The organism is Mycobacterium sp. (assembly GCF_032159565.1).
In the GTDB taxonomy this organism is placed as follows: domain Bacteria; phylum Actinomycetota; class Actinomycetes; order Mycobacteriales; family Mycobacteriaceae; genus Mycobacterium.
The window spans coordinates 1-19,416 of sequence record NZ_JAVHWR010000211.1 but is presented as its reverse complement, the minus strand read 5'-3'; the positions used below and the strand labels follow the sequence as shown (position 1 = coordinate 19,416).

The 19,416-nt window shown below is 63.1% G+C and carries 7 protein-coding genes; 5 read left to right on the top strand and 2 right to left on the bottom strand.

All coding sequences use genetic code 11. The features are described 5' to 3' along the window. Position 1: 1 nt before the first annotated feature. Complete coding sequence (locus QOC76_RS28685; RefSeq protein WP_526362935.1) at positions 2-1,642, bottom strand: GMC oxidoreductase; 1,641 nt, start codon at positions 1,640-1,642, stop codon at positions 2-4. Between the two features lie 225 nt (positions 1,643-1,867). On the opposite strand from QOC76_RS28685, the gene QOC76_RS28680 reads away from it, so the two are divergent. Next, positions 1,868-3,136, top strand: a complete 1,269-nt coding sequence (locus tag QOC76_RS28680) for a glycosyltransferase (protein ID WP_526362933.1) — start codon at positions 1,868-1,870, stop codon at positions 3,134-3,136. Positions 3,137-3,140: 4 nt separating this feature from the next. Here the strand turns inward: QOC76_RS28680 and QOC76_RS28675 are convergent, their stop codons facing one another. Continuing rightward, positions 3,141-4,205 (bottom strand): NAD-dependent epimerase/dehydratase family protein, encoded by a 1,065-nt coding sequence (locus tag QOC76_RS28675; RefSeq protein ID WP_526362971.1) that lies wholly within the window; start codon positions 4,203-4,205, stop codon positions 3,141-3,143. A gap of 362 nt (positions 4,206-4,567) precedes the next feature. On the opposite strand from QOC76_RS28675, the gene QOC76_RS28670 reads away from it, so the two are divergent. From QOC76_RS28670 to QOC76_RS28655, 4 genes are all read left to right on the top strand, one after another. Beyond that, positions 4,568-5,263: a class I SAM-dependent methyltransferase gene (locus QOC76_RS28670; RefSeq protein ID WP_526362931.1), complete on the top strand. Its 696-nt coding sequence runs from the start codon at positions 4,568-4,570 to the stop codon at positions 5,261-5,263. Between the two features lie 1,125 nt (positions 5,264-6,388). Then, entirely contained in the window at positions 6,389-6,619 is a 231-nt protein-coding gene (locus QOC76_RS28665) for an MbtH family protein (RefSeq protein ID WP_526362929.1), read from the top strand. 30 nt (positions 6,620-6,649) lie between these two features. Further along, entirely contained in the window at positions 6,650-17,005 is a 10,356-nt protein-coding gene (locus QOC76_RS28660; RefSeq protein WP_526362927.1) for an amino acid adenylation domain-containing protein, read from the top strand. Further along, a partial coding sequence (locus QOC76_RS28655; RefSeq protein WP_526362925.1) for a non-ribosomal peptide synthetase occupies positions 17,002-19,416 on the top strand: 2,415 nt, incomplete at its 3' end. The genes QOC76_RS28660 and QOC76_RS28655, both read left to right, overlap by 4 nt.

Here is a 19,416-nt window from a genome sequence, read left to right as displayed (position 1 = left end):
TTCAGCTCGCGAAATGTGCGTTGCCGATGTGATCGGCAACCCGTAATGCGTTGGCGGCAACCGTCAGACTTGGGTTCAAACCGGTGCTGGAGGGAAAGAACGAGCTGTCCACCACGTAGAGGTTGTCCACTTCGTGCGCCCGATTGTGTTGGTCGAGCACACTGGATCTCGGATCGACGCCGAAGCGGCACGTACCACAAACATGGGCGATTGCCGCGTTGTCCTCGGCACCTCGAAGTGTGACCTTGCGAAACGGCTTGAACACTTCTTTCAATTGCCGCAGGAACACTGCGCGGCGCTCGATCTCGCTGGCGTGAAGACGGTATCGAATCTGCAGTCGCTGACGGCCATCCGGCCCGACCGGATCGCCCGGCAGAACGCGGTTGTCCAGATAGGGCAGATCTTCCATCAGCGGCGCCAGCACCAGCCCGCCATTGAAGAACCGCTCGTAGACGCGGCGCGCCAACGGGCTGGCCAGGCGCAGCGCCTTCGGCCGCAAGCCGGGTTGATTCGTCAGCATCTCCATCGGCGGCATCGAGCCGAACGACTGCACCGTGCCATACTTCTGCCCGTCCCAGAAGTAGAAATCGTTGAGTCCGATCTCCTTGTTCGGGGTCGTGGCGTTGCCGTCGGAGTCCGGCCAGATTTCGATCAGGTCGATCAGATGACGCATCAAGTTGCGTCCCACCAGGTCCGAGCCGTTGGCCAATCCGTTTGGCCAGTCGCCCGAGCGAGAGTTGAGCAGCAAGATCGGTGTGACCAGCGCGCCGGCCGCCAGCACGACCACCTTGGCCGTTAGGGCCAGCGCGCCTGAACGGTCCTCGCAAATAACCCGCCGGACCCCAGTGCGGTCCGCCTCTAGGCGCACCGCACGACATTCCGGCAAAAGCTGGGCCCCGTGCTCGGTGACGGCGGGCAGCACACAATTGCGGCCCGCGTCGCCCTTGCACGACCGCTCACACAGATAGCTGTGACAGGAGGCGCAACCATCGAGATATTCGCAGGCCATGGGTAAGTGATAGGGGTGCAGGCCGCGCCCTGTCAGGTAGTCGACCAGCGGCTGGTTGTCCGCCGAAAAGGCGGGTGCCGGAGGCAGATTGACGTGAACCGCCTCGCTTCGCAGTGGATCAGGCTGGCCGTGGACACAGAGCAGTTTCTCGGCCTCCGTGTACCACGGATGCATCTGGTCGTACGTGATCGGCCAGGCCTCCGGGACGGTGGACTCACCGGGGTTGCGGAAATCCTGCCGCGGAGTGAAATCGCGAACGAAGAACCGCTCGCAGACCATGCCGTAGATGGCCGATGATCCCCCGGTACCGCTGCCGATGAACGGCACGAACCGTCGTGAGAAGCGCCCACTGATGTCTTCGATCTCATCAGTTGAGCGGCCGGCCCTAGCCAGGACGTCGTAGTAGTGCTCAGTCGAACGGGCCGCAATCGGTTCGGCCACTTCTGGCAGCACCGAGCGAATCGTGCCAGGCGCGCCGGGTAAGGTCGAGCGCCCCTTCTCGACGAACAGCACCCTACGGCCTGAACGGGCGAGCGAGTAGCCCAGCGTTCCGCCGCCCATTCCGGTACCCACTACAATGACGTCCCAGACAACGCGTTCCGCTTCGCGTGCGCTTAGCTCGCCGATAGCCAAAATCGAGCTCCTAAGTGGATGACGGTAAACGCTTCGCCTGGTTCGCGAATCACGAAATTACCACCCGCTTCACTTACTCAGCTCGCGTGGAGAAGTACCGCGCATGCCATAACGAACGGCAAAGCCGAAGCTAATGGCCGAACGCTTAGTCGGCTCTGGATAACCCGGGGATAATGGCGGGCGCCCACGACGGCAACCGCATTGAGAGAGCGAAGGTACTCGGCAATGAAGTTTGTGCTGGCCAGCTACGGAACGCGCGGTGATATCGAGCCGTCGGTCGCCATCGGCTGTGAATTGCAGCGTCGGGGGCACGACGTGCAGATGGCCGTCCCGCCCGATCTGATCGGCTTCGTCGAGGCCGCTGGGCTTGCGGCTGTCGCCTATGGGCTGGAGACAAAAGCTTGGTTGGACGCGTACCGCGAATTTTGGACGACTGTCTTCAAGAACGTCTGGCGGATTCAGGAGCTTCGCAGGTTGTGGCCGGAACTGTGGCAGCCGCTCAGCCAGTGCCGGCAGGAGATCAACTCGACGCTGACGTCACTCGCCGATGGCGCCGACCTGTTGTTCACGGGTCTCAGCTTCGAACAGCCGGCGGCCAATGTTGCCGAATCTTTCGATCTCCCGTTGGCCACGCTGCATTACCTTCCGGTGCGCGCCAACAGTCACGTGCTGCCGTTTCCGCCCGGGCTTCTTGGCCGAGCCGCGATGTCGGCATACGACTGGGTGGGTTGGTGGATGGACAGAAAGCTCGAGGACGCGCAGCGTCGCGAATTGGGCTTGCCGAAGTCGACAGCGCCGGCCTCGAAGCGCATTGCCGAACGTGGATCGCTGGAGATTCAGGCCTACGACGACGCGTGTTTTCCCGGGCTGGCCGCTGAATGGGCGCGAACGAAAGGCCAACGGCCTTTCGTCGGTGCGCTGACGATGGAGCTGTCAACGCCTTTCGACGAGGAGGTCGCCTCGTGGATTGCCGCGGGAGAACCGCCGATTTTCTTCGGGTTCGGCAGCATGCCGGTCGAGGCACCGGCTGACACGCTTGCCATGATCAGCGCAACGTGTGCGCAGTTGGGGGAGCGTGCACTGATCTGCGCCGGCTGGAGTGATTTCGGCGACGTCTCGCAGATGGATCACGTCAAGGTCGTGAGCGCGGTCAATTTCGCAGCCGTCTTCCCGCGCTGCCGCGCGGTCGTCCATCACGGCGGTGCGGGCACCACGGCCATCGGGCTGCGCGCCGGGGTCCCGTCGTTGATCCTGTCGATGGATGTCAACCAGACGGTATGGGGAGCCGCCGTCAAACGGCTGAAGGTGGGTACCACCCGGCGGTTCTCGAGTACATCTCAGGAAACGTTGGTGGAGGATCTCCGCACGATACTGTCCCAGCACTACGTCGCTCGGGCTCGCGAATTCGCTCACCTGATGACCGCGCCCGCCGAGAGCGTTGCGGCCGCCGCTGATCTGCTGGAAGCCAAAGCTCGTGTGCAGCGCGTCGGCTGATCGCTTAACTATCAGGACTTTGGGGCTGCTCGTCGATCCACTCAAGAAGTTCATGCAAACCGTCCTGTAACTTCCACTTCGGAAGCCAGTCGAGTTTGTCGGTCGCCGGATCGATATCGCAACTCGCAGCGCGTACATCGCCGTCGCGGAATTTGGGCACGACGATCGGTTCCGGGGCATTGCACGCCGCGGCGAGGGTGCGAGCCAATTCATGAATCGTGGTCGCCGCACCCGACCCGATGTCGAGGCAGCGCGGCTCACTAGCGGGCGTGCGGACGGCGGCGAACACCGCGTCGACGACATCGTCGATGAAGACGAAATCCCGTACGATTCGGCCGTCTTCGTAGACCTCCAACTGAGCTCGCTCACGCGCCAACCGTGCAAAGAGAGTGACGATCCCTGTATATGAGTTGATCAGGGATTGGCCTGGTCCATAGACATTCTGCAGGCGCAAGATGCTCAGGCTGGTGTCGTGAGCGGCCGCCCAGGCCGAGAACATGTTCTCCTGCGCGAGTTTGGTCGCGGCGTAGATATTGGTGGGGCGGGGCTCCGTGCGGCCTGCGCGGCTCGGAAGCGGTAGCGCGGATTCGTTCTCGGGCCCCTGAGGATCCCAGACACCTGCCAGCAGCTGCGCATGGCTGCGGGGCGGTGGATAGAAAGTGTGTGTCCCACATTGCCACGCGCCTTCGCCGTAGACGGCCCGAGACGACGCGAGGACGAGCTGATCGGGCACGAGCGACGAGCGGCTCATCGCGTCGAGAAGTTGAGTCGTGCCGACGACGTTCACCGAGCCGTGGCGCGTCGCTTGGGAGAGCGATTGGCCTGTTCCGGTTTCGGCCGCCAGATGGACGATCTGCGAAGGGCGGAACAACCGAAGCACAGCGTCCCAGTCAGGGGCATGGGTGACATCGCCGGTGAAGAACCGCACGGATGACGGCAGATTGATCGGCTGACGTCCCCCGTGCACTTGCGGATGCAGGACGTCCATCACAGCGACCTCGTAATCGGCTTTGACCAGCCGGTGTGCGAGCGCGCACCCGATGAATCCCGCTCCACCAGTGACAAGCACGGATGTCGACAAGAGCAGATGCCTCCGATTTATCTGCGGAGCAAATGGGCGAACCGCACCCCGTTGCCTCGATTACGGTTGCGTTGATCGTAACGTTTGGATCTTCGATAGAGGCGAATCGGCGATTCGTACGCGAACTGAGTGCGTTCCGAGCCGAGAGCGCGGAAGTTTGGGTTATGTTGCAGCACAGGTGAGCTGGGTGGCCAGGCTTCCCGGCATTCATTCGCAATGCGAACGAAATAGGGAGTGCTCGGATTTCACGACGCGGTCGGCGCCGGCGCCAATGACCTATTCTGTAATTTCGGGAGAAACGTGCGGGTGTACTCATTCCAAGAGGCCCCTACCGTGGGGAGGATTGTCGCGTGAACCGGATCAAGGCCGTAAAGCAGGCGCTTGAAGGGCGGACAAAACCGGTCTATCTGGAGATCGGCGTCAAGCGCGGCGCCGCGTTCCGCAAGATCGCAGCCGACGAGAAGATTGCCGTTGATCCGGCGTTTCGCCTCTCGGCGCGCACGCGCCAGTCGGCCGAGGCGAAGGCCCGCGCAACACACTACTTCGAGGCGACCAGCGACGACTTCTTCGCGAGTGAGGCGGCATTTCTCGAAGAGTGCGGCATCGATGTCGCTCTCATCGACGGACTCCACACCTACGACCAGGTCCTGCGCGACATCGAGAACACGCTTCGCTACCTACGCGACGACGGAGTGATCGTCTTGCACGACTGCAACCCGGCCACTGCCTCTATCGGCTTTTCGGCGGCAGACTACGTTGCGCGGCACCGATGGTGGCAACTTCTTTGGAGCGGCGATGTCTGGAAGGCGATCGTCTATCTGCGCAGCACGCGGGATGATCTCCGAGTGGCGGTGCTGAAGTGCGACTTCGGCGTTGGAGTCGTCCGGAAGGGATCGCCCGACTCGCAGTTACCCTATTCGGCCACGGAGATCGCCGCACTTGACTATGCCGATCTCGCGGCGAACCGCCAGCGCTTGCTTAATCTGCAGCCGCCGACATACCTGGAGGAGTTCCTCGCAGCAGAGCCGCGTACATCGCCCAAGTGAATTCGGTTGACGTCGAGCGGATCTCGACGCCAAGTCTGAATGGTGCACCGGCCGGATCACCCAGAGTCAGACGCCGGATTCACTCCAGTGATGCCCAGAATTGCAGACTTGGTAATTTTGAAGGAATTTGCTGAGCCTTCTTATATTGGCTGCTTAGGGCGCAGAAAAGCGGTCATCGTTCCTCATAGCTGGTTGCTCACCATGCTTAAGCAATCCGCGATGGGACTCGCGACATGCAATATGCATCTCGGCCGCGCCAGTTTCTCAGTGGCGACTTCTTGGCGGTCGTGACGTGATCCGCTCACGTCGAGTATTTATTGCTTTCCGGTACTAACTATCCTTAGTTGGCTCGAAGCCAACGAATGTTGTCGGCAGGGCAAGTTTTCCAGTAGGGATGCGGGAGTCCGCGCCGTTGCGCGACGTGTTGTCGGCGTCTGATTTAATAGCGGGGTGACTCTGGCTGCAGTCGTACCGGTATTCTGACACCGCCTGCCACTTTGAGATGCAGCTGCGCTGCTGGTCCTATATTTGTTGCAAGCAACCAGTAGGCGCGGTCTGGAAGTTCTGACGTCGTTCAGAGTCAATAAGACGGGCAAGCATGATCTGCAAAGACGCTGTTCACGCGCATGCAATGAAACGGCTCGAGGGCAACAACAACACCGCGTTACGGGCGCGGAACTTCGTTCGAGTGATGGTGCACCAGTCGCACCGTGTCGCCCTAATGAAGATATTCAGGGAGCGAGATAGCATGGCAACTTCAAGGCGGCGTCGCGATTGGCCATTAGGCTGCTGAAATGCTGAATAATACGCGTTACGGCAAGCTAATAAGCACCTGCGACTACGAAGCACTAATGGACCATCTCTGTTGGCTCGCTAATTAACGAAGATTTCACCACTCGGAATCGAGTCTTGCCAGTTCATGGGCGAGACAACGCGGGTCTTGACGCATCACTGCTGGTCAGAGTGCATAAGCCACTACCGCTATAGTTTGCGTTGCATATCGATATTGCACTACGCTCGACCACTCAGGCGCACACAAGCAGTTTGCCGAAACCCCGGACTGACTCTGTCGGCTCCAGTATGTTTGGAACGGTTCAACAATTTCGACCAGTAGTTTGGAGCACCGTGAGCATCAATCCGTTCGACGACGATAACGGCACGTTTTTCGTTTTGGTCAACGACGAGGAGCAACACAGCTTGTGGCCGAGCTTCGCGGATGTTCCGCCGGGTTGGCGAGTGGTTTACGGAGAAGGCGACCGCCCAACATGCCTGGATTACATCGAAGAGAACTGGGCTGATATTCGGCCGAAGTCGCTGCGTGAGAGGCTAGAAGCGGACGGCGCGCTCGGCAAATAGCCAGCCTGGAGTCGGGGAGTTTTGGGGTAGATGGTGGAATTCGGCGACCGTGCACTTCCGCTCACGCGCGCGCAACTGGATATATGGCTTGCGAACGAAACGGGTCACTCGACCACTGAATGGCAAATTGGTCTGCTTGTAAGGGTCCCGGGCCCGGTTGAACGAGACGCCCTCAAATGGACGATTAACCGAGTAGTGCGGGAGGCTGAACCACTGAGGGTCGCCTGCCTCGAGTCGGAAGGTCATGTTTTCCAGAGCGCAGTCGACTACCCGGATGTAAATCTCGACTTTTATGATCTGACGAACTCGCAGGATCCTCTACAAGAAGTGCACGCCATCGCGGGCTCGATCCAGCGCACAGCGCTGCCGTTCGGTGGGCCGCTCTTCAAGTTCGCTTTGTTCGAGACCAGTCTCGATGAATCCTACTTATTTGCTTGCGTGCACCACATAGTGGCCGACGCATCGGGCATTGCGTTGGTCGGCAACCGCATTGCATCCGTCTACTCCGCTATCGTTGCTGGTGAACCGGTTCCGCCTGCCTTCTTCGGCTCGTTGCAGGACTTGGTCGACTGCGAATCGGAATACGAAGCGTCGAGCGAATATCTTGAAGACCGGACTTTCTGGGCGAATAACCTTCCGTCCGAGGGCGCTTCGCATCAGCCGTTGCCCGATTCAGACACCGAACATGACACCTATCAGTTCTCTACGCCAGTTCGACTGGATCCCGCGGTGTTGCGCCGTGTTGAAGATCTGTGCCATGCGTGGGACGTGCCTCGGGTATCCGTCATCACGGCGGCGTGCGCGCTGTTGGTCCGCGCATGGAGCGCCGAGGGCGCAGAGGTCGCGCTGGACTTCCCTGTTGGCAGGCGAGTACGACCGGAGTCCAAAACGCTTCCGGCGATGGTGGCCGGAGTCGTGCCGCTGGTTCTGACGGTGTCGCCCGCATCCACCGTCACCGGGTTTTGCCGGGACGTCGACACACGGATCCGAGAAGCGCTGCAGCATCAGAGGTTTCCTGTTCAAGCCCTTGAGCGCTCAATCCGCTCCCGCGAGGGGGTGCAGCCCGCCAACAGGGTGACAATTGATTTCGTCCCGGCTGAATTCTCATTGGACTTCGGTGGTGTCACAGCAACGGCGACGATGACCAACTCCGGCGTGGTGGGCGGCTTCGGGCTGATCTTCTCCGGCGTCGGTGACCAACTCTTCATCAACACAGTCGGGGCCGGGCATTCGCTATCACACCTCAGTGCTTCCGAAATCGCGGAACGTCTGCGGCGCGTGTTGGCGGCGATGACCGCAGATCCTCGTCGGGCATTGTCATCGATCGATCTCTTGGATCGAAACGAATACGCCGGCTTGTACGGCTGGGGGAACCGGACGGTACTGACCCAGCCCACGATGCCTGCGTCGATTCCGGTGCTGTTCGCCGCGCAGGTGGCTCGCGCACCGGAGTCGGTGGCGATTACTTGCGGGGACCGTTCATGGACCTATCGCGAACTTGATGACGCCGCGAACAGGTTGGGAAATCTGTTGGTCGCCAAGGGAGCGGGGCCAGGGCAGCGGGTCGCGTTGCTTACCAACCGGTCAATCGAAGCGATCGTGTCAATTCTGGCAGTGCTCAAGGCTGGGGCGGCCTATGTACCTATTGACCCGGCGCACCCGGACGCGCGCATCGAATTCATGCTCGCCGACGCCGCACCGATTGCGGCGCTCTGCATCGCGGGGCTGCGGTCGCGTCTCGATGGCCACGAGATTACGGTCATCGACATCGACGATCCCGGCGCCGAGAGCTACCCGCCCATAGGCCTGCCGGCGCCCGCGGCAGACGACATCGCGTATCTGATCTACACCTCGGGCACTACCGGTGCGCCCAAAGGTGTGGCCATCACCCACGACAACGTCATTCAGCTGCTCGAGTCTGTGGACGCCGATATGGAGTTGGCGGGCCAGACGTGGTCGCAGTGGCATTCGCTGGCCTTCGACGTCTCGGTTTGGGAGATGTGGGGAGCGCTGCTTCGCGGCGGCCGGCTGGTGGTGGTGCCTGAATCGGTGGCGCGTTCGCCAGAAGAATTCCATTCTCTGCTGGTCAGTGAACAAGTCACCGTGTTGAGCCAGACACCTTCGGCGTTCTATGCGCTGCAATCCGTTGATGCGCTGCAGCCCGAGCTGGCTCATCAACTGAAGCTGCAGATGGTCGTGTTCGCGGGCGAAGCTCTTGAGCCGCAACGGCTTCGAACCTGGCTGGACGTACATCCGGGGTTGCCTCGGATGATCAATATGTATGGCACCACAGAGACCACAGTGCACGCGTCGTTTCGGGAGATCGTCGAGGCCGATATCCACAGCGCTGCCAGCCCGATCGGCGTGCCACTGCCACATCTCGCTTTCTTCGTGCTGGATGAATGGCTGCATCCGGTACCTGCTGGAGTGGTCGGCGAGTTGTATGTGGCCGGTGCCGGCGTGGGCTATGGCTACATGGGCCGCTCAGGGCTGACGTCCTCGCGGTTTGTCGCGTGTGCGTTCGGCCGCCCAGGGGCGCGGATGTATCGCACCGGCGACCTGGCGTGGTGGAGCGCGGACGGCGAGCTGACCTATATGGGTCGTGCTGACGAGCAGGTCAAGATCCGCGGGTATCGCATCGAGTTGGGTGAGGTGCAGGCAGTGCTCGCCGGCATCGAGGGAGTGGATCAAGCGGCAGTGATTGCGCGTGAGGATCGCCCCGGAGACAAGCGCCTGGTCGGTTACATCACCGAGTCGATGGCCGGGGTGGTCGATCCAGCCGCAGCGCGCAGCGCAATGGCGGCGCGGCTGCCCGAGTACATGGTTCCGAGTGCCGTGGTGGTGCTCGAGGCGTTGCCGTTGACGGTCAACGGCAAACTCGACAAACGGGCTCTGCCCGCACCGCAGTATCAGGGTGCCGACGGCTACCGCGCTCCGGCGACCGCAGTCGAGGAACTTCTGGCCGGGATCTACGCCGAGGTGCTCGGAGTGGAACGGGTGGGAGTAGACGACTCGTTCTTCGAGCTGGGCGGCGACAGCATCTTGTCGATGCAGGTGGCGGCGCGGGCGCGGGCGGCCGGAGTGGTGTGCAGGCCGCGCGACATTTTCGTGGAGCACACGGTGGCCGGGGTAGCCCGGGTGGCCGCAGTGGCCGACGCTGTCGTCGACGTGATCGAGGAGGGAGTCGGGCCGGTTATGGCCTCTCCGATCATGGCCTGGCTGCGCCAAAGCAGCGGTCCCGTCGATCAGTTCAACCAGACCATGCTGCTACAAGCGCCCGCAGACGTGACACAGGCCGATGTGGCATTGCTGTTGCAGACGCTACTGGATCGGCATGCAATGCTGCGGTTGCGCGCTGATGACGACGGCGCCGGAGGCTGGGCGCTGCAGGTGCCCGAGCCCGGCTCAGTCGATGCGGGCAAGTTCCTGCAGACGGTCGACGCGATATCCGATGTCGAGTTGGTCGCGGCGCGGTCGCGGTTGAACCCGGCGGCGGGCGTGATGGTCTCGGCGGTGTGGGCGACCGAGACAAACCAGTTGGCGATGGTCGTCCACCACCTGGCGGTCGACGGGGTGTCGTGGCGAATTCTGTTGGAAGACATCAATATCGCGTGGGCGCAGTATCTCAGCGGGCAGCAGATTGTGCTGCCGGCGGGAGGCACGTCGTTCGCCCGGTGGTCAAAGTTGCTGGCAGAGCACGCACGTCATCCGGAGGTTGTCGCCCTTGCCGATATCTGGCGGCAAGCAGCGGCGGCTCCGGCGGTGTTGGCCGCCCCGCGCCCTGAACTCGACACCTATTCCACAGCTGGGCAGCTGTCGGTGGCACTGGAAGGCGACCTCATCCAGGAGTTGCTCGGCGAGGTGCCCGCGGCGTTCCACATTGGGCTGCAGGACATCTTGTTGATCGGGTTCGCATTGGCGTGGGCCGAGTTCTTGGACACTGGGGGCGCGCCGATTGGTATCGACGTGGAGGGCCATGGGCGCGCCGAGGAGTTGGCCGCTGATGTCGATTTGTCGCGCACAGTCGGCTGGTTCACTGCCAAATACCCTGTGGCGCTTAGCGTAGCGGAATTGCCCTGGTCGCAGGTGGTCGCCGGCGATGCGGCGCTTGGCGTAGTGATCAAGGACGCGAAAGAACAGCTGCGGGCGCTGCCCGATGGCGTGACATACGGGCTGCTGCGCTACCTGAACTCCGATGTCGAACTGCCTGGGTCCAGCTCCGTCATCGTCTTCAACTACCTCGGCCGCGTCGGCGCAGCTGGCCCCTCGTCCGATCATCTATGGCGTCTAGACCAAGCTGGCATAGCCCTTACGGCGGAGGCCAGCGCGGGACCAATGCCGTTGCCGCACACTGTGGAACTGAATACCGGCATCTTGGATGGCGACACCGGACCGCAATTGCACGCGACGTGGACATGGGCGACCTCGGCGCTCGACGAGCAACAGGTCGACCGGGTGAGCGGGCTGTGGTTCGACGCCTTGGCGGGTATCTGCGCGCATGTGCGAGCCGGTGGGGGCGGATTGACGCCGTCCGATGTGGTGCCCGCACGGGTGAGTCAGCAGCAGATCGATGAGCTGCAGCAGCGGTATCGGGTCGCCGATGTGCTGCCGCTGACTCCACTGCAGCGGGGTCTGCTGTTCCACACCAGCACAACGCAAGACTCAGGCGACGGCCTTTACGCCATGCAGCTGGATCTCACCGTGATCGGTGCCATCGACGGGCGCCGGCTGCGTGAGGCGGTGCTTGCGGTTGTCAACCGGCACCCGAACCTGGCGGCTCGCTTTTGCGAGCAATTCGATGAACCGGTGCAGGTCATCCCGGTCGATCCGGTAATCGGGTGGCGCTACGTCGAATTGGACGCCGACGACGGTGCCACCGATGAGCAGTTACAACAGTTTTGCGCGGCGGAGCGCGCTGCGGTATGCGATTTGGCCGATCAGCCGGCGTTCCGAGCGGCGCTGATCCGCACCGCGGACGATACGCACCGAATCCTGTTGACCATCCACCACATCGTGGCGGATGGTTGGTCGCTTCCCATCATGCTGCAAGAAATTTTTGCCGGCTATTACGGGCACCGACTGCCCGCGGCGGTGCCATACCGCAGGTTCGTCACCTGGCTGGCCGATCGAGACCGCGAGGCCGCGATCGCAGCTTGGCGTGAAGTGCTGGCGGGGTTTGATACGCCGACTTTGGTGGGCCCGGCGGGCCGCTTAGAGGTCGGCCGCCGAGGCGTCGAAACCTTTGCGGTGCAAGAGGAGACGACGCGGGCCCTCGATCAGCTGGCGCGCTCCCGCCACACCACGGTAAGCACCGTATTGCAGGCCGCTTGGTCGCAACTGCTGTCCGGGTTGACCGGCCAGCATGATGTCGCCTTCGGCGCCACGGTTTCGGGCCGGCCGACGGAGGTGGCCGGCTCGGAGTCAATGGTGGGCTTGCTGATCAACACGGTGCCGGTGCGCGCGAGTGTCACGCCGACGGCCACCGTCGCCGATCTGCTCGAGCAACTGCAAAGCGCGCACAACGACACAATGGAGCATCAGCACCTGGCCCTGAGCGAGATCCACCGCGTCACCGGTCAGGACCAGTTGTTCGACACGCTCTTCGTGTACGAGAACTATCCTGTCGACATCGGGGCGCCGTTGGGAGACGACGGCTTGGCGATCGCCGAGTTCCGCAATCGCGAGTACAACCACTATCCCCTTGCGGTGCAGGTCTTGCCGGGCACCGATCTCAGACTTCGTGTCGAGTTCGACACCGATGTGTTCGATACGGCCGATGTTGGGCTGTTGGTCGAGCGGTTGCGCCGGGTACTGGTAGCGATGATCGCTGATCCGGGTCGACAGTTGTCGTCGATTGATGTGCTGGATGTGGACGAGCACGCCCGTCTAGATGGGTGGGGTAACCGGGCGGCGCTGGCTGCGCCGCTAGGCTCCTTGTCGTCGATTACCGATTTGTTCGCCGGCCAGGCGGCACGCACCCCGGAAGCTGCGGCAGTGACGTTCGAGGGTCGCTCGCTGACGTATCGCCAGCTCGATGAGGCCTCGAATCGGTTGGCGCACTTGTTGGTCGGCCGGGGTGCCGGTCCGGGTCACCGGGTGGCGGTGTTGGTGCCTCGTTCTGCTGAGGCGATCGTGGCCATCTTGGCTGTGCTCAAGACGGGTGCAGCGTATGTGCCCATGGATCCGGCGCATCCGGCCGCACGGATGGAGTTCCTGCTCGCCGATGCTGCGCCGGTTGCTGCGGTGAGCACCAAGGAGTTGGCGGGACGGTTCGCGGGGTGCGGTGTGCCGGTCGTTGATGTGGCTGATCCTGCGATCGATGCTCAGCCGTCCACGGGGTTGGTGGCGTCGGCGACCGATGATGTCGCTTATCTGATCTATACATCGGGCACCACGGGAACCCCCAAGGGTGTGGCGGTCACTCACCGGAATGTGACGCGGCTGCTGGAGACACTCGACGCGGACCTGGAATTCTCGGCGGGGCAGGTGTGGTCGCAGTGTCATTCGTTGGCGTTCGATTTCTCGGTGTGGGAGATCTGGGGTGCGCTGCTGCACGGTGCGCGTGTGGTGGTCGTGCCTGATGCGGTGGTCCGCTCGCCAGAAGAACTGCGTGCCTTGCTGATCGCTGAACAGGTCAGCGTGTTGAGTCAGACCCCGTCGGCGTTCTATGCGTTGCAGAGCGCTGATGCGCTGTCGCCGGAGTCTGCTGGCCGGCTGACGCTTCAGACGGTCGTGTTCGGCGGGGAAGCACTCGAGCCGCAACGTCTTCGCGCGTGGTTCGATCGTCATCCGGGATCACCGCGCATGATCAACATGTATGGCATCACCGAGACCACGGTGCATGCCTCATTCCGCGAGATCGTCGAGGCCGATCTCGACAGCGCGGCCAGCCCGATCGGGGTCCCGCTGGCCCATCTCGCCTTCTTTGTTCTCGATGGGTCTTTGCGCCAGGTGCCCGCCGGGGTGATCGGTGAGTTGTATGTGGCCGGCGCGGGGCTGGCGTGTGGATATGTGGGCCGGTCGGGATTGACGTCGACGCGGTTTGTGGCGTGCCCGTTCGGTGGGCCCGGGGCCCGGATGTATCGCACGGGCGACCTTGCGTCGTGGGGTGCCGATGGACAGCTGCGCTACTTCGGACGGGCCGACGATCAGGTCAAGATCCGCGGGTATCGCATCGAGTTGGGGGAGATCCAAGCAGCGCTCAATGCGATCGACGGGGTGAATCAGGCGGTGGTGATCGCCCGCGAGGACCGTCCCGGCGACAAACGGCTGGTGGGGTACGTCACCGGATCTGCTGAGCCGGCTGTCATCCGATCAGCCTTGGGCCAGAAACTTCCGGCCTACATGGTCCCGGCCGCTGTGGTGGCGCTCGAGGCGTTGCCGTTGACTGTCAACGGAAAACTCGACACCCGTGCCCTGCCGGCACCGGAATACCAGGACGTCGATGGCTATCGGGCTCCCGGTGATGCGGTCGAGGAAATCCTGGCCGGCATCTTCGCGCAAGTCCTCGGCCTCGACCGCGTCGGTGTCGATGACTCCTTCTTTGAACTCGGCGGCGACAGCATCATGTCGATGCAGGTGGTGGCGCGGGCGCGGGCAGCGGGGGTGCTGTGCAAACCCCGCGACATCTTCGTCGAGCAGACCGTGGCTCGCCTGGCCGAAGTTGTCGGCGTGTCTGATGGGACGGTCGGCGTCGTCGACGAGGGTGTCGGTTCGGTAGTGGCCACGCCGATCATGCGATGGCTGCAAGGCATGGAAGGCGCGGTCGACGAGTTCAACCACACGGTGGTGATTCAGGCTCCGGTGGCGGTGACCGAGCCCGATGTGGTGGTCGTCTTGCAGGCCTTGCTGAACCGGCATGCCATGTTGCGCGCGCGCGTCGACGACAAGAGCAGCGACCGATGGTCGTTGTCCGTGCCCGAATCAGGTGCGGTACAAGTCAGAGACTGCCTGCGCGCAGTGGAAGTGCTCACTGATGCGGCGATGGTGGAAGCTCGTTCACGGTTGAACCCGGCCGCAGGCGCCATGGTAAGCGCGGTATGGGCGACCGATACGCATCAGCTGCTGCTGATCGTTCACCACCTGGCTGTTGACGGTGTCTCGTGGCGAATCCTGTTGGAAGACTTGAACATCGCTTGGGCACAGCATCACAACGGGCAGCCGGTGGCGTTACAGGCGAGCGGTACGTCGTTCGGTCGGTGGGCAACTCTGCTTGCGGAGCATGCACACGATCCGGATGTGGTGGCTCAGGCCGATAAGTGGCGGCAGGTGGCTGCGACCCCGCCGGTATTGCCGGCGGTGCAACCTGTGGTAGACACATTCGCGAACGCCGGGCATCTGTCGCTGGAGCTCGATACCGACACGACGCACATGCTGCTCGGTGAGGTTCCCACGGCGTTCCACACCGGACCGCAGGACATCCTGTTGATTGCGTTCGGATTGGCGTTCGCCGAATTCTTGGGCACGGGGGCTGCGCCGATTGGCGTTGATGTGGAAAGCCACGGGCGCGCAGAGGATTTCGCCGGTAATGTCGACCTCTCGCGCACCGTGGGCTGGTTCACTGCGAAATACCCGGTGGCGCTACAAATGGGTGGCGTCTCGTGGCAGCAGGTGGTTGCCGGCGACACGGCGCTGGGCGCGATGATCAAGGACGCCAAGGAGCAGTTGCGGGCGCTGCCCGACGGCCTGACCTACGGCGTCCTGCGCTATCTGAACTCCGACGTGGACCTCGGAAAACTCGACCCACAAATCGGATTCAACTACCTGGGGCGTTTGGGTGCCGCTTCCGAGCTCTCTGATGACCTGTGGCGAATCAGCCAAGAGGGCTTGTTATCAAGGGGCGCCACCGCGGCGGCCATACCTCTGCAGTTGCCCCACACCGTGGAACTCAACGCGGGAACCGTCGAGACGGATCTGGGCTTGCGGCTGCAAGCCAACTGGATGTGGGCGCGCTCGGCGATGAACGAGGAACAGGTCGACCTGCTGAGTCGGTTGTGGTTCGAGGCGTTGGCCGGTATCTGCTCGCACGTCCGAAAAGGCGGCGGCGGGTTGACTCCGTCGGATATTGCGCCCGCGCGACTGAGTCAGCAGCAGATCGACGAGCTCTCACGCGGTCAACAGATCGTCGATGTACTTCCGTTGACACCTCTTCAGCAGGGTCTGCTCTTCCACTCGAGCACCGCACGGGACGCGGGCGATCTCAGCAACCTGTATGCGGTGCAACTGGATATCGAGTTGAGCGGCGCCCTCGATCGGCTCCGGCTGCGCCAGGCGGTGCAGACCGTGGTCAACCGCCATCCGAACCTGGCGGCTCGATTCTGTTCAGAGTTCGACGAGCCGGTGCAGGTCATTTCGGCCGATCCGGTGGTCGGGTGGCGGTATGTCGAGTTGCAGGGAGCAAAGGTCGCCGAGGTCGAGGAGCAAATGGCGCAACTGTCTGCCGCCGAACGTGCCGCGGTGTGCGACCTCGACAATCAGCCGGCTTTCCGGGTGGCGTTGATCCGCACCGCGGATGACCGGCACCGGTGCGTATTCACGTTCCACCACATCGTGGTCGATGGCTGGTCGCTGCCGATCCTGCTGCAGGAGATCTTCGCCGGCTACTATGGGCACCGGCTGCCTGCGGCCGTGCCGTATCGCAGGTTCGTCACGTGGCTGGCCGATCGAGACCGCGATGCCGCGAGTGCGGCGTGGCGCCAGGCCTTTGCCGGGTTCGCCGCACCCACTTTGGTGGGCCCACCGGACAGGTTAGAGGTGGGAAAGCGAAGCGCTGAATCGTTCCGGGTGCAGCAAGAGACCACGGAGGCGCTGAGCGAGCTGGCGCGCTCATGTCAGACCACGGTCAGCACCGTGCTGCAGGGTGCCTGGGCGCTGATGTTGACATGGTTGACCGCCCAGCACGATGTCGCTTTCGGCACGACGGTCTCGGGTCGGCCAACGGACGTCCCCGGCGCGGAATCGATGGTGGGTCTTCTGATCAACACCGTTCCGGTGCGAGCGAACATCACGCCGACAACCACCATCGCCGATCTGCTGGACCAGTTGCAGAGCGCCCACAATCACACCCTCGAACACCAGCACCTGGCGCTGCGCGACATCCACCGCGCCGCCGGCCACGAGCAGTTGTTCGACACCCTCTTCGTTTACGAGAACTACCCGGTCGACACCGGCGCGCCTTTGGGAGACGACGGCTTGGCGATGACTCAGTTCAGCAATCGCGAGTACAACCACTACACCCTCGCGGTACAGGCCACGCCCGGCACCGAGCTGAGCCTGCGTGTCGAATACGACACCGATGTCTTCGACGCGGCCAGAATCGAAGCGCTCATCGCACGGCTGCAGCGGGTGCTGGATGTCATGACCGCCGACGTGGAGCCGAGGTCGTGACCGCAGGCGCGGCGCGGCGGTTGCTGTCGATCGACCTGCTGGATGGCGGCGAGCACGCCCAGCTGGATGAGTGGGGCAACCGCGCTGTTCTGACTCGGCCGACGAGAGTGTCGAAGTCGATTCCCGCGTTGTTCGCCGAGCAGGTTGCGCTCGCCCCCGAAGCGCTGGCGCTGACCTTCGACGGCCGCTCGATGACGTACCGCGAGCTCGATGAGGCCGCTAACCGCCTGGCGCACATGTTGGTTCGTCAGGGGGCGGGCCCCGGCCAGCGGGTCGCGCTGTTGTTCTCGCGGTCGGCCGACGCGATCGTGGCGATCTTGGCGGTGCTCAAGACCGGGGCAGCTTATCTGCCGATCGACCCGGCAGTGCCCGCGTCGCGCATGGAGTTCATGATCGGGGACGCCGCGCCGATGGCCGCCGTGACCACGTCGGGTTTGGCCGACCGGTTGAACGGTTGCGACTTGCCGGTCATCGATATCGCCGACGCGCGCATCGGCGACCACCCGAGCACGAGTATGCCGGGGCCTGCACCAGACGATGTCGCCTACCTCATCTACACCTCGGGTACCACCGGAGTGCCCAAAGGCGTGGCAATCACTCATCACAACGTCACCGAGCTGATGCGCTCGCTCGACGCCAGATTAGCCATAGCACAGCAGGTTTGGTCACAGTGGCACTCGCTGGCCTTCGACGTCTCGGTCTGCGAAATCTGGGGTGCGCTGCTATACGGTGGGCGGCTGGTGGTCGTGCCCGAATCGATGGCGCGTTCACCCGAAGAATTCCACGAACTGCTGATCGTCGAACAAGTGACGGTGCTCAGCCAAACTCCGTCCGCGTTTTATGCGTTGCAATCCGTCGACGCGCTGCAGTCCGAGCTCGCACAGCAGCTGAAGCTCGAGACCGTGATTTTCGCCGGCGAAGCATTGGAACCCTCGCGGCTGGCGAAATGGCTGAGGAACCATCCACGGTCGCCGCGCTTGATCAATATGTATGGCACCACCGAGACGACCGTGCACGCTTCGTTCCGAGAGATCGACGAAAGTGATGCCGAGTCCGCAGCCAGCCCAGTCGGGGTGCCGTTGGCGCATCTGGCATTTTTCGTGCTGGATGCGTGGCTGCGCCCGGTGTCACCCGGGGTCGTCGGTGAATTGTATGTAGCCGGTTCAGGGGCGGGATACGGGTATGTCGGCCGGTTCGGTCTTACGGCGTCGCGGTTTGTGGCCTGCCCTTTCGGGCCGCCAGGCGCACGGATGTACCGCACCGGAGATCTGGTGCGGTGGGGCGCCGACGGACAACTGATCTATCTGGGTCGCTCCGATGATCAAGTCAAGATCCGTGGGTATCGCATCGAGCTTGGCGAGGTGCAGGCGGCGCTGGCCGGCTGCGATGGAGTCGATCAGGCGGCGGTCATCGTCCGCGAGGACCGCCCTGGCGACAAACGCCTGGTGGGGTATGTCACCGGGCGTGCCGTTCCGGCCGAAATACGAGCGGCGATGGCGGAGAAGCTACCGGCGTACATGGTTCCGGTCGCTGTGGTGGTACTGCAGTCGCTGCCGCTGACAGTCAACGGCAAACTCGACAAACGCGCCCTGCCCGCGCCGGAATTTCAGGACGCCGATCGCTACCGTGCCCCGGCCGGCGAAGTGGAGAAGATTCTCGCCGGCATCTACAGCCAGGTGCTGGGGCTGGATCGGGTCGGCGTCGACGAGTCATTTTTCGAGCTCGGCGGCGACAGCATCTTGTCAATGCAGGTGGTGGCGCGGGCTCGTGCCGCAGGCGTGCGGTGCCGGCCGCGCGACGTTTTCGTCGAGCAGACCGTGGCCCGGTTGGCCCGGGTGGCCACAGTGGCCGACGGTGCGGCCGGCGCGATCGACGAGGGGCTCGGACGGGTGCTGGCCACCCCGATCATGGAATGGCTGCGAAGCATGAGCGGCGCGGTTGACCAGTTCAACCAAACCGTGGTTGTTCAGGCTCCCGCGGGAGTTACCGAGGCCGATGTGGCGATCATCCTGCGGGCCTTGCTGGATCGACACGCCACCTTGCGGCTGCGCGTCGACGACGACGGTCCCGGCGGCTGGTCACTGTGGGTGCCCGACCCGGGTTCCGTGACTGCCGACGAGTGCCTGCGCGCGGTCGACGAGTTGTCCGATGCGGCGTTGGTGGAGGCGCGGTCGCGATTGAACCCTGCGGCAGGGGCGATGCTGTCGGCGGTATGGGCGACCGAAACGAACCAGTTGGCGTTGGTCATTCACCACTTGGCAGTCGACGGCGTTTCGTGGCGGATCTTGTTGGAAGACCTCAACATTGCGTGGGCGCAGCACCACAGCGGCCAGCCGGTGGCGTTGTCGGCGGGTGGGACGTCATTCGCTCGGTGGTCGGCGCTACTGGCTGAGTACGCACACCAGCCGCAC

Coding starts and splice junctions, on each gene's coding strand:
- QOC76_RS28680 (WP_526362933.1), top strand. CDS start 1,868: ATGAAGTTTGTGCTGGCCAGCTACGGAACGCGCGGTGATATCGAGCCG.
- QOC76_RS28660 (WP_526362927.1), top strand. CDS start 6,650: ATGGTGGAATTCGGCGACCGTGCACTTCCGCTCACGCGCGCGCAACTG.